11 protein-coding genes are annotated in these 12,238 nt (G+C 71.1%); 8 read left to right on the plus strand and 3 right to left on the minus strand.

The annotated features are described in order from the left end of the window. Positions 1–5: 5 nt before the first annotated feature. Complete coding sequence (locus tag ACFYOY_RS05825) at positions 6–1,544, minus strand: ATP-dependent DNA ligase (RefSeq protein ID WP_351883487.1); 1,539 nt, start codon at positions 1,542–1,544, stop codon at positions 6–8. A gap of 48 nt (positions 1,545–1,592) precedes the next feature. After that, complete coding sequence (locus tag ACFYOY_RS05830) at positions 1,593–2,048, minus strand: hypothetical protein (RefSeq protein WP_351883485.1); 456 nt, start codon at positions 2,046–2,048, stop codon at positions 1,593–1,595. A gap of 254 nt (positions 2,049–2,302) precedes the next feature. Here ACFYOY_RS05830 and ACFYOY_RS05835 point away from each other — a divergent pair, with 254 nt between their 5' ends. From ACFYOY_RS05835 to ACFYOY_RS05860, 6 genes are all read left to right on the plus strand, one after another. Then, the gene (locus ACFYOY_RS05835) at positions 2,303–5,053 is read left to right on the plus strand and encodes a SpoIIE family protein phosphatase (protein ID WP_388585025.1); all 2,751 of its coding nucleotides are present in this window, start codon (positions 2,303–2,305) and stop codon (positions 5,051–5,053) included. Between the two features lie 246 nt (positions 5,054–5,299). Continuing rightward, on the plus strand, positions 5,300–6,850 hold the full coding sequence (locus tag ACFYOY_RS05840) for a sensor histidine kinase (protein WP_388585028.1): 1,551 nt from the start codon (positions 5,300–5,302) through the stop codon (positions 6,848–6,850). Positions 6,851–6,864: 14 nt separating this feature from the next. Beyond that, positions 6,865–7,293 carry a roadblock/LC7 domain-containing protein gene (locus ACFYOY_RS05845; protein WP_351883479.1) on the plus strand — a complete coding sequence of 143 codons (429 nt, stop codon included), beginning with the start codon at positions 6,865–6,867 and terminating at the stop codon, positions 7,291–7,293. Then, the gene (locus tag ACFYOY_RS05850) at positions 7,290–7,649 is read left to right on the plus strand and encodes a DUF742 domain-containing protein (RefSeq protein WP_351883477.1); all 360 of its coding nucleotides are present in this window, start codon (positions 7,290–7,292) and stop codon (positions 7,647–7,649) included. The genes ACFYOY_RS05845 and ACFYOY_RS05850 overlap by 4 nt, the downstream gene beginning before the upstream one ends. After that, complete coding sequence (locus tag ACFYOY_RS05855) at positions 7,630–8,274, plus strand: ATP/GTP-binding protein (protein ID WP_388585032.1); 645 nt, start codon at positions 7,630–7,632, stop codon at positions 8,272–8,274. The genes ACFYOY_RS05850 and ACFYOY_RS05855 overlap by 20 nt, the downstream gene beginning before the upstream one ends. Beyond that, positions 8,271–9,596, plus strand: coding sequence for a cytochrome P450 (locus ACFYOY_RS05860; protein ID WP_388585035.1), 1,326 nt, complete (start codon positions 8,271–8,273; stop codon positions 9,594–9,596). The genes ACFYOY_RS05855 and ACFYOY_RS05860 overlap by 4 nt, the downstream gene beginning before the upstream one ends. Before the next feature lie 69 nt (positions 9,597–9,665). On the opposite strand, the gene ACFYOY_RS05865 is transcribed toward ACFYOY_RS05860, so the two are convergent. Further along, positions 9,666–10,196: a MarR family winged helix-turn-helix transcriptional regulator gene (locus ACFYOY_RS05865; protein ID WP_351883471.1), complete on the minus strand. Its 531-nt coding sequence runs from the start codon at positions 10,194–10,196 to the stop codon at positions 9,666–9,668. 219 nt (positions 10,197–10,415) lie between these two features. On the opposite strand from ACFYOY_RS05865, the gene ACFYOY_RS05870 reads away from it, so the two are divergent. After that, entirely contained in the window at positions 10,416–11,264 is an 849-nt protein-coding gene (locus ACFYOY_RS05870) for an alpha/beta fold hydrolase (protein ID WP_388585038.1), read from the plus strand. Between the two features lie 340 nt (positions 11,265–11,604). After that, positions 11,605–12,228, plus strand: coding sequence for a TetR-like C-terminal domain-containing protein (locus ACFYOY_RS05875; protein ID WP_351883467.1), 624 nt, complete (start codon positions 11,605–11,607; stop codon positions 12,226–12,228). The last annotated feature ends 10 nt before the right edge of the window (positions 12,229–12,238 follow it).

The following is a 12,238-nucleotide window of genomic DNA, read 5'->3' on the forward strand; positions in this document are numbered from 1 at the left end:
GCCGGTCACTCGCCGCGCAGCGCCAGCACCGCCTCGACCGTGTCCGCCTGATCCGCCGGCTTGTCCTCCCGGTAGCGCAGCACCCGCGCGAACCGCAGCGTGACGCCCGCCGGATAGCGGGACGAGCGCTGCAGCCCGTCGAAGGCCACCTCCACCACCAGCTCCGGCCGCACCCGCACCACCCATCCGTCGTCGCTGACCGCGATCCCCAGCAGCGCCTGCGTCTGCCACTCCAGCAGCGCGTCGGTGAGCCCCTTGAAGGTCTTGCCCAGCATCAGGTACGTGCCGTCCGCCGCTCGCGCGCCAAGGTGGAGGTTGGACAGCTTCCCGGTGCGGCGGCCGTGTCCCCACTCCGCCGCCAGCACCACCAGATCCAGCGTGTGCACCGGTTTGACCTTCAGCCAGGACGCCCCGCGCCGGCCCGCGCCGTACGGCGCCTCCAGCGCCTTGACCAGCACCCCCTCATGCCCCCGGGCCAGCACGTCCGCGGCGAACTCCCGTGCCGCCCGCCGGGTTTCCGGGTCCGCCGGGTCGTCGGCCACCAGCCGCCGCACCCGCCGGGGCCCGGGGGCGATCCGGGTCAGTTCGGCGTGGCGCTCGCGGGCCGGCAGATCGAGGAGATCGCGGTCGTCCACGAGGAGCAGATCGAAGAAGACGGGGGACAGCGGCAGCGCGGCCGACGCCCCGGCCACATCGAGCCGGGAGCCGACCCGGGCGGAGGTCTCCTGGAACGGCCGTGGCCGCCCGTCGGCGTCCAGCAGGATCACCTCACCGTCGAGGATCGCCCGGTCCACCGCCAGTTCCCGTGCCGCCGTGACGACCTCCGGCAGCCGGTCGGTGATCTCGTCGAGGGTGCGGGTGTAGATCCGTACATCCTCGCCGTCGCGGTGCGCCTGCACCCGGATCCCGTCCAGCTTCTCCTCGACCGCGCACGGCCCCAGTCGGTCCATGGCCTCGTCGAGGTCCTTGGCGCTCTGCGCGAGCATCGGCAGCACCGGCCGCCCTACCTCGAGCCGGAAGTCGGCCAGCGCCTCCGGGCCGCGCGCCAGCAGCGCCTCGGCGACGGTGCCCAGCGAACCGCCGACCATCACCGCCCGCCGCACCTCGGCGGCCGGTGCGCCCACGGCCTGGGCGAGCCCCTCCAGGGCCAGCCCTTCCAGCGCCCCCTGCCGCAGCTCCCCGCCGATCAGCCCGAGCAGAAAGCCCTGCTCCTCCTTGGTCGCGGCGGCCAGCAGCTCGCCCACCAGCCGCTTGCGGGCCGCCGTCGCGCCGGTGCCGGAGACCGCCGCGACCCGGGTCAGGGCCTCGTCCACATCGAGCACCGCGAGCGTCGGCTCGGCGGCGGGTTCCCGCCGGTGGCGCAGGGTGGACCAGCCCACTCCGGTCCGGCGCTGGGGCAGTTTGCCCGCGAGGTAGGTGATCACCACGGCCGCTTCGGCCGGTTCCGTACGCCGGAACAGCCGGGCCAGCGCGGCGGTCTTCTCCGAGCGGGCGGAGGTGGCCGCGACCTGGCGGGACGTCAGCGCGACATCAGCCAGCAGCATGGCTCCAGCCTGCCCCGCACCCCGCCGGGAAGCCAGGCACCGCGGCTCTCAGGCCGTACGTCCCGCTTCGCCGCGTCCCACGCCGCTGCGGCTCGGCCCGGCGCACAGCGACCAGATGACGAGGGCGTCGACGATGAGCAGCACGGTGGCCCAGAGCGGGTAGTACGGCAGCCACAGGAAGTTGGCGATCAGCGCGAGCCCGGCCAGCACCACGCCCGCGATACGGGCCCACATCGCTCCGGTGAACACCGCGACCCCGGACAGCAGGAGGGCGATGCCGACGCCGAAGTGGACCCATCCCCAGCCAGCGAGGTCGAACTGGAAGATATAGCTCTGCGTGACCAGGAACACCTGGTCGGTCCGGATGGCCGAGATGCCCTGGAGCAGGTTCATCAGCCCACTGAAGATCATCATGACCGCCGCGAAGACGAACCATCCGCTCACCGCCCGGTGCGCGTGGCCCGGGGCGACCCCTGTCTGAACTCCACCGGCGTGACTGGCCATGTCGGGCTCCTTCGTCAGGTGCAATCGATGCCGCAGTGACACCGATTGACGGCAATAAGGGTGAATTGCCCTTTTTCTCAGATTTGCATAGACCCCCGCCTTCGGCACCTCGCCCCTCGTGAATGCGGCCCATGGAAGCGCTCCGCAATCGGACCGGTACGGAAAGTCGCGCACCGGGCGCGCGTTATCGTGGCCGCCTGGCCGATGGAAGCGGAGATTCGCCTTCCAGGATCTCCCGGTGTAGATGTATGTGTATGGCCCGGTTTATGGGTCGATCGTGGGCTGCCCGCATGATCCCCGGTCGGCGCCCACGGAGTCGGCGCCGGGAGCGCCCGGAGGTGGCGGGCCGGCGCTTTCGATCGTGGCTGAGCGTCCGCAGCGTCGCCGGCCAGGTCTTCGTCCTCCAACTCGTGATCGTGCTGCTGCTCGGCGCGGCGGCGACCATCGCCCTGGTGCTCCAGGTGCGGCACGACGCCACCGACGAGGCCCGCGGCCGGTCCGTCGCGGTCGCCGAGGCCTTCGCCAACTCCCCCGGCATCGTCCAGGCCCTGCACAGCCGCAACCCGACCAAGGCGCTCCAGCCGAGGGCCGAGGCCGCCCGGAAGAAATCCGGGCTCGACTTCGTCGTGGTGGTGACCCCGCAGGGCATCCGGCTCACCCACCCCAAGCCCGACCGCATCGGCAAGCACTTCATCGGCACCATCGGCCCCCCGCTGCGGGGGCACACCATCACCGAGAGCCGCCCCGGGACCCTCGGCCCGGCGATGCAGGCGGTCGCCCCGATCTTCAATGGCCATCACAAGGTCGTCGGCCTGGTGGGCGCGGGGATCACGATCCAGAAGGTGAGCGGGCTCGCCAACCGCCAGCTCCCGCTGCTCGTCGGCGCCGTCTCCGCCTCCCTCGTCCTCGCCACCGGCGGCACCGCCCTGGTGAGCAGGCGGCTGCGGCGGCAGACCCGCGGCCTGGACCCGATCGAGATGACGCGGATGTACGAGCACCATGACGCGGTGCTGCACTCGGTGCGCGAGGGCGTGCTGATCGTCGACGGCGACGGGCGGCTGGTGCTGGCCAACGACGAGGCGTCCCGGCTGCTCGATCTGCCGCCGCGCCCGGAGGGGCGGCTGGTCGACGATCTGGGCCTGGATCCCCATGTCGCCGACGTCCTGGCCTCCGGGCGCGATGTCACCGACGAGGTGCTGGTGGCCGGCGACCGGCTGCTGGCCATCAACAACCGGCTGACCGACCGCGACGGCGGCCCGCCCGGCAGCGTCGCCACCCTGCGCGACTCCACCGAACTGCGCGCCCTCTCCGGCCGTGCCGACGTGGCGCAGAAGCGGCTCAAGCTGCTGTACGACGCGAGCGTGGAGATCGGCACCACGCTCGATGTGGCCCGGACCGCCCAGGAGCTGGCCCAGGTGGCGGTGGACCGCTTCGCCGACTTCGTCACGGTCGACCTGGCGGAGCCCGTGGCACGCGGCGATGAGCCGCTGGCGGTCGGCGGTGTCGAGATGCGCCGGGAGGCGGTCCACGGGATCCGGCCCGGCCAGGGCCACCCCTTCTATCCGGTCGGCCGGGTGTTCTCGTTCGTCCCGACCTCGCCCCAGGCGTTCGGGCTGAGCGGCGGTGAGCCGGTCGTCGAGGACGATCTCACCGAGGCCACCGGCTGGCAGGCGCAGGACCCCGAGCAGACCGCCAAGGTCATCGAATACGGCGTCCGGTCCCTGGTCACCGTGCCGCTACGGGCCCGGGGCGTGCTGCTGGGCGTGGTCAACTTCTGGCGGATGAAGCAGCGCGAGCCCTTCGAAGAGGAAGAGGTGTCCCTCGCCGAGGAGCTCGCCGCGCACGCCGCGGTCTGTATCGACAACGCCCGCCGCTACACCCGCGAGCACACCATGGCGGTCACCCTGCAGCACAGTCTGCTGCCCCGCGCCCTGCCGGAGCAGAACGCGCTGGATGTGGCCTTCCGCTATCTGCCGGCCGAGTCGGGGGTCGGGGGCGACTGGTTCGACGTCATTCCGTTGCCCGGAGCGCGGGTGGCGTTGGTGGTGGGCGATGTGGTGGGGCACGGTCTGCATGCGGCGGCGACGATGGGTCGGCTGCGGACGGCGGTGCACAACTTCTCCACGCTGGATCTCCCGCCCGATGAGATCCTGTCCCACCTCGACGATCTGATCGCCCGGATCGACCAGGACGAGGGTCCCGGTGGGCCGGATGGCGAGGGCGTCGGCAATGAGGGGATCACCGGGGCGACGTGCCTGTACGCGATCTACGACCCGGTGACGCGGCGGTGCACGATGGCGCGGGCCGGTCATCCGCCGCCCGCGCTGGTGCGTCCGGACGGCTCCGTGGAGTTCCTCGACCTGCCCGCCGGGCCGCCGCTGGGCCTGGGCGGGCTGCCGTTCGAGACCGCCGAGGTGGAACTGGCCGAGGGCAGCCATCTCGTCCTCTATACCGACGGGCTCATCGAGGACCGCCGCCGGGAGATCGACACCGGCCTGGAGATGCTGCGCGATGCCCTGTCCCACCCCGGCCGCACGCCCGACGAGATCTGCACCGAGGTGCTGGACGCGCTGCTGCCCAGCAACCCGAGCGATGACATCGCCCTGATCGCCGCCCGTACCCAGGTCGTGGGCGACGACCGGGTGGCCTCCTGGGACGTGCCGTCCGACCCCGCCGCCGTGGCCGGAGTGCGCGCCGAGGTGATGCGGAAGCTGACGGAGTGGGGGCTGGACGAGGCGGCGTTCACCGCCGAGCTGGTGCTCAGCGAACTGATCACCAACGCCATCCGCCACGCCACCGGCCCGATCCGGGTGCAGTTGCTCCGCGACAAGGCCCTGATCTGCGAGGTCTCCGACACCAGCAGCACCTCCCCGCATCTGCGGTACGCGGCGACGACGGACGAGGGCGGCCGGGGGCTCTTCCTGGTCGCCCAGTTCGCCGAGCGCTGGGGCACCCGCTACACCTCGGACGGCAAGGTCATCTGGGCCGAGCTGGCGATTCCGTGAAACTTCGGGGACGGGACGCTTCCGGATCCGTGACGTTTCCGGGTCCGTAACGCGTGCGAGCGATGGCAGCGGCATATGCGTCCGGAAGGTGACGCTTCTCGACGCTCCGACTTGACGGACCGTCATGCTTCATGTGATGAGCGGGACCGGTCAAAGTGACGTGACTCTACTAACATGTGGCGCCCACGGCTTGATGTCCGCGTGGTCCAGCCAAAAACCCTCAACGCGCCCATGAGGACCTGATAGATGTCAGCACACATATCCAGCCATCCGTACAAAGGGCCCTCGGTGACACGGGGGGCCCTGACCGTCCCCCTGCTGGCCGCCGTCGTCGCCGGTGGAGCGGGACTGTGGGTGACCACCGCCGTGCCGTCCGCCCAGCGCGCCGCCGTCGCCGTCTTCTGCGGAGTGGCCGCCGTGCTGCTGGGGGTGGCGCTCGCGGTCGCCACCAACCGCTCGCGGACCATCGGCCGTCTCCAGGAGCGGGTCACGGAGCTGGAGACCACGGCTGCCGCCAAGGAGATCGAGGCCACCCGGCTCGCCGAGGAAACGATTCCGTCCGCGGTCCGGAGACTGCGCGAGGGCGGCTCCGTGGATACCGTGATCACCCGCATGGAGCGCCCCACCAGCAGGGCCCATCAGCTGCTGCTGCGGGCGTTGCTCCGCGAGATCGGCGACGGTGAGCGGATGCGCGCCTCCGCGATGGCCGCGTGCGCCAACGCCGCGGGCCGGGTCCAGGCGCTGGCCACCAGCATGCTGGCCGATCTGCGGGAGATGGAGAACCGCCACGACGAGACCGTCCTCGGCGATCTGCTGAAGCTGGACCACACCACCGCCCAGGCGGGCCGGATCGCGGACAGCATCGCGGTGCTGACCGGTGCCCGCTCCGGGCGCCGCTGGACCAAGCCGATCGTCATGGAGTCCGTGCTGCGCGGCGCGATCGGCCGGATCAGCGCCTTCCAGCGGGTACGGGTCCACTCGGCCAGCAACGCCGCGGTGGCCGGTTACGCGGCCGAGGGCGTCATGCACGCCCTCGCCGAACTGATGGACAACGCCGCCAGCTTCTCGCCTCCCACCGAGGAGGTGCATGTGTACGTCGAGGAGACGCACGCGGGCGTCGTGGTGACCATCGAGGACGGCGGACTCGTGATGGGCCCGGCCGCCCTGGATCGCGCCCAGAAGTCCGTCTCCTCCGAGAGCCTGGACCTGATGAGCCTGTCCGGCACCCGGCTGGGTCTGGCGGTCGTCGGCTGTCTGGCCCGTAAGCACGGGCTGACCGTCTCCTTCCGGCCGTCCGCGCGGGGCGGCACCGGTGTGGTCGTCCTGATCCCGCAGCAGCTGATCACGCACGTCAACCAGGACGCGATCGTCGTCGACGCACCGGGCTCCGTGCGCTCCGGGGTCCCCCGGCAGGCGTCCGCCCAGGCTGTCGCGTCCACGGCCACCACCACCGCGGCCCCCGCCTCCGCACCCGGCACCTCGCCGTCCCCTTCGCCGTCGTCCGCGCCGGATCCCGCCGCGCAGCCCTCACGGCCCGTCAACGGACTGCCCAAGCGGCGCCGTGGCGAGACGCTGGCCGCCGCCACCCGGGCGGCCGCCCAGGCGGCCGAGGCGGAACCCAAGGCCAAGAACAGCCGTCCACGACCCGAGGAAGCCGGAGCCCGCTTCGGCGCCTTCCGCCAGGCGGCCCGCGGTGGTTCCACCACCGGTGCCCCGTGTGACACCGAGCCTTCGGTATCCGCAGAGCACATCGAGTCCGCCGAGTCCGCCGAGCCTGCCGAGAACGACAAGCCGTGACAGAAGGAACGCCGATGAACACCACTGACCGCAGCTTGGACTGGCTGTTGGAGAACCTGCTGGAGAAGACCCCGGGGTCACGCCACGCGCTGGTGCTGTCGCGGGACGGGCTCAAACTGTGCCTCTCCTCCGGGTTGTCCGTGGACCAGGCCGATCAGCTGGCGGCCATCGCGTCGGGCATCCAGAGCCTCGCCCATGGCGCGTCCATCGAGTTCGGCGACGGCAGCGGCGGCGTACGGCAGTCGATGACGGAGTTCCACGGGGGAATTCTGTTCATCGTCGAGGCCGGCGAAGGCGCCCATCTCGCCGTGGTGGCCCATGACGACGCCGATGTCGGCGTCATCGGCCACAACATGAACGAGCTGGTCGAGCAGATCGGCGACCATCTGCGAGCCGCCCCGAGGGTGGTCGCGGGCGACAGCGGCGGCGGGGCGACGACATGATCCGAGGGCCGCTGGACAAGGAGGGGCCGGACCGGCTGTACACCGTCACCGGCGGCCGCAGCCGGGCCGACGAGAGCCGGTTCGACATGGTCACGCTGATCGTCAGCGAAAGCGACCCCACCCCCGGGATGCAGTCCGAGCACGTCCGGATCCTGCGGATGTGCCGCCGCCCCCTGTCGGTCGTGGAGATCTCCTCGTATCTGGAACTGCCCGTCAGCGTGGTCAAGATCCTGCTGTGCGATCTGCTGGACACCGGCCGGATCACCGCGCGCCATCCGCATGCGGCCCGCCCCGGCGGCCGGCTGCCCGAGCCCGAAACCCTGAAGAAGGTGCTCGTTGCACTCCAGAATCTCTGACGACACCGTCAGCATGGCACTCCCCGGCAGCACCGGACACGCTCCGCTGCCGGAGAGCGCGAGCAACGGTCTCAAGATCGTGATCGTGGGCGGGTTCGGCGTCGGCAAGACGACGATGGTGCGGTCGGTCAGCGAGATCCGCCCGCTGAGCACCGAGGAGACGATGACGCAGGCGGGCGTCGGCATCGACGACGCCTCGTTCGTGCGGAACAAGACCACCACCACGGTGGCCTTCGACTTCGGCCGGATCAGCCTGGACGAGCAGATGGTGCTCTATCTGTTCGGCGCCCCGGGCCAGGAGCGGTTCTGGTTCCTGTGGGACCGGCTCTTCTCCGGGACCCTGGGCGCGGTCGTCCTGGTGGACACCAATCGGCTGTCCGACTCCTGGTACGCGCTGGACCGGCTGGAACACCACGGCACGCCGTTCATCGTGGCCCGCAACAACTTCACCGAGCCGCGGCACTCGCTGGAGGAGGTGCGGGAGGCCCTCGACCTCCCGCCCGAGGTGCCGATGATCGACTGTGACGCCCGCAAGCGCGACTCCAGCAAGGCCGTACTGGTCGCGCTCGCCCGCTACCTCTACTCCCTTTCCACCAACGGCGCCGCCGGGGAGAGCACCGCGTGACCACCCCTGACCCGACGCCCTCGTTCGAGGACCTGCCGGAGGACCTGCCGGAGGACTCGCCCGAGGACCCGCCGCCCGAGCCCGTCTTCCGGTCCGCCCCCGCGCCGTCCGACGGGGTGGTGCCCACCGGGTCGGTGCCGCTGGACTACCAGCGCTTCCGGGACGAACCGCTCGAGCTCTACCGGGAGTTGCGCCGGGACCACGGCCCGGTCGTGCCCGTCCTGCTGAACGGCACGGTCCCCGTCTGGGCGGTGCTCGGCTACCGCGAGGTGGTCCGGGTCACCACCGATCCCCATCTGTTCGCCCGCGACTCCCGCCGCTGGCACTCCTGGCATCTGGTGCCGCCCGACTGGGAGTTGATGAGCTTCGTCGGCTACCGCCCGACCATGCTGTTCAGCGAGGGCGCCGAGCACCAGCGGCGGGCCGAGGCGATCTGGGACGGTCTGGCGGCGGTGGACCAGTTCGAACTGCGCGCGCAGTGCGAGCGCGTCGCCGACCGGCTGATCGACACCTTCGCGGGCAGCGGCCGGGCCGATCTGGTGGCGGAGTACGCCAGTCAGATCCCGCTGCGGGTGGTGACCCGGCTGTACGGTCTGGACGACACCGAATCGGCCGCCATCCAGGACGATGCGCTCCACCTCACCGGGAACGACGCCCCCCTCGCGCTGCGGAATATGCAGACCCGGACGGAGGCGCTGATCAAGCGCGTCCGGGAGGACCCCGACCAGGTCAACATCGCCGCCCATCTGGTGGCCCACCCGGCCGGGCTCACCGACGACGAGATCGTCAACGACCTGCTCGGCAGCGTCTACGCCGTCCAGCAGCCCACCAGCGACCTGATCGCCAACGCCCTCCGGCTGATGCTGACGGACGAACGGTTCGCCATCACCCTCTCCGGCGGCCGGCGCAGCGTCGGTCAGGCGCTCAACGAGGTGCTGTGGGAGGACACCCCGGTCCCGTTCTGGATCGGCCGCTGGGCCGCCGAGGACACCATGCTCGGCGGAGCCCGCATCAGGAAGGGCGACTGCCTGATGCTGGGCCTCGCCGCGGCCAACGCCGACCCCGACGTACGCCCGGACTTCCACTCCGGCGCGGGTGGCAACCAGGCCCATATGGCCTTCAGCCACGGCAAGCACGGCTGCCCCCCGGCCGCCCGTGAGATCGCCCAGGTCATCGCCGGCGCCGCCGTCGAGGTCCTGCTCGACCGCCTCCCGGACGTCACCCTGTCCGTCGCCCCGGACGACCTCGAATGGCGGGTCACGCTGATGATGCGCGGCGTGGCCGCCCTCCCCGTCCGGTTCACCCCGGCCCACCTGCACTGACCGTCAGTCCTCCGGCCCTGTCCGCCGGTGGTGCGTCGCCACCGCCGGGGGACAGGGCCTTTCCGCGACTCAGGGTGTGGATTCGGCTGGCCCGTTTCCGGCCGGCCGGTTGCCGTTGCCGGAAGCGTGCCGCTCGACGTTGGTGGTCAGCCGGCGCAGCAGCTCCTGCGCGGTCTTGATCTCGTCCTCGCTGAGCCCGATGGCCTCGCCGATCGCCAGCGGGACGGTGCGGATGCGTTCGCGGAGTGCGGCGCCCTGGGGGGTGAGCGCCACTTCGACCACGCGTTCGTCGTCGGGGCGGCGCTGCCGCTTGAGCAGACCGTGCGTCTCCAGTCGCTTGATCAGCGGCGTGAGCGTTCCGTAGTCCAGGTGCAGGGTGGTGACCAGGTCCTTGACGGGGGCGGTGCGGTGCTGCCAGAGCACGAGCATGACCAGGTACTGGGGGTAGGTCAGCCCGACCTCGTCGAGGAGCGGGCGGTAGACGCTGGTCACCGCGCGTGAGGCGGCGTACAGCGTGAAGCAGAACTGGTCGTCCAGCAGCAGCGAGGGCTCGCCGGGGCGGCCGGGTTCGCCGGATGTCGGGGTGTGGGTGTCGCTCACCGGTCCCCTCCTCTTCTTTGGCCGTCGGTCGGTGGCGTGGTGAGCCATTGTCGCACTTCTCTCGCCCTCTAGAAGCTCGCCCTCTAGAAACTTGCGCACAACTTACTTGTGCACGAGGTAATTGTTCGCTAGGTTTCTCGGTGTCGCCCCGGACAACAAGCCAGGGGCCGCAGACGAAGGCGCTGTCGTCGCGCCCCTGAGGAGAAGGAGAGTTCCGCTATGAACCTCAAGTCCCTGCTTCGCCCGATCCGCACCCAGGCCGTCCTCGCCGACTCGCTCGCCGCGCTGGCCGCCCTGTCACTGGCGGCCACGACCCCGGCCACCGCCGCCAAGGCCGCACACCGCCCGTCGGAGAAGAAGCCCACGGTGGTGCTGGTGCACGGCGCGTTCGCGGACTCCTCCAGCTGGAACGGCGTCATCAAGCGCCTGCGGCACGCGGGTTATCCGGTCGTCGCCCCCGCCAACCCGCTGCGCGGACTGGCCGGTGACGCCGCCTACCTCCACAGCGTCCTCAAGAGCGTCCAGGGCCCGATTGTGCTCGTCGGCCACTCCTACGGCGGCGCCGTGATCAGCGAGGCCGCCGTCGGCGACCCGGACGTCAAGGCGCTCGTCTACATAGCCGCCTTCGCCCCGGACAAGGGCGAGAGCGCGCTGGAACTGTCCAACAAGTACCCGGGCAGCACCCTCGGTGAGACCCTCAACTCCGTCCCCTTCCCCCTGCCCGACGGCGGCACCGGAACCGACCTGTACATCAAGCCGGAGAAGTTCCATGACCAGTTCGCGGCCGACGTCCCCACCGCGCAGACCGACCTGATGGCCGCCACCCAGCGCCCGGTCGCCGCCTCGGCCCTGGAGGAGAAGGCGGCCACGGCCGCCTGGCAGACCGTCCCGTCCTGGTACCTGCTCGCCACCCAGGACAAGAACATCCCGCCGGCCGCCCAGCGCTTCATGGCCGACCGCGCGCACTCCCGCACCCTGGAGATCAACGCCTCCCACGCCGTCTCCGTCTCCCACCCCCAGGCCGTCACCAACCTGATCGACCAGGCCGCCACCGCCACCGCACACTGACCCGCCCTCTGAGCACGGGTAGGCCCCGGACCCCGTACGGTCCGGGGCCTTCGCCGTCAACGCGTCGTCGTCCACCTGCGCGCGGGCCCTGCTGGTATCGAGCCGGGAGCGTCGCGCGGCGGGAAGAGATGGGGGCGTGCTGGACCTTCCTTCCCCTCGTGAGGAAGGTCCGGCAACTCTGCGCCCCGTTGGCCTAATGCGCTGTCGCGAGCATTAGATAACGGGTGTCACAATAGCGAGGGGCGTGTACGCCGTGCAATGGGTTACCGGGCGTAGGGCGCCCGGATGTCGTGAAGATCTGGTGCTCACGAGGGTGGAGGGGCCGTACAGTCGGCGCGTCATGACAGAGCGACCACCGCATGGGTCGGCTCGCCCCGGGGGGCGTACGGCCCGTACTCGTGCCGCCGTGTTGGCGGCCGCCTACGAGGAGCTCGACCGCGATTCGTTCGCCGCGCTCACCCTTGACCGGCTAGCCCAGCGGTCGGGGGTGCATGTGTCGACCATCCGGCGGCGCTGGCGCACGGTGGAGGGCGTCGTCGTCGAGCTGCTGGCCGAGCGCGGTTCGGCGCTGCCGACCCCGGACACCGGTGACTTCCGGCGGGACCTGACGCAACTCACGCAGGCCATCGCGGACTTCAACAACGCGCTGCGCAACCGCAACGTTCTCCAGGGGCTGCTCGCGGCCGCCGCGCACGATCCCCGGGTCGAGGAGATCGTCCGCGCCGCGTTCGTGCGGCGGATCGAGGAGGTGACCCTGATCGCGCGGCAGGCGGTCGAGAGGGGGGAGATCCCCGAGGACACCGATCCGCAGGAGGTCATCGCCGCACTGGCGGCGCCGCTCTACTACCGGGTGCTCATTCTGCGCGGGTTCATCGACGAGCGGCTGGTGCACACCACCGTCGAGACGACGTATCAGGCCACCCGCTCCGGGGTGTTCGTACGCAAGGGTGATGGCGAGGGATGATGGCGCCCCC

This window comes from Streptomyces sp. NPDC007875, from assembly GCF_042868035.1.
GTDB lineage: Bacteria > Actinomycetota > Actinomycetes > Streptomycetales > Streptomycetaceae > Streptomyces > Streptomyces antimycoticus.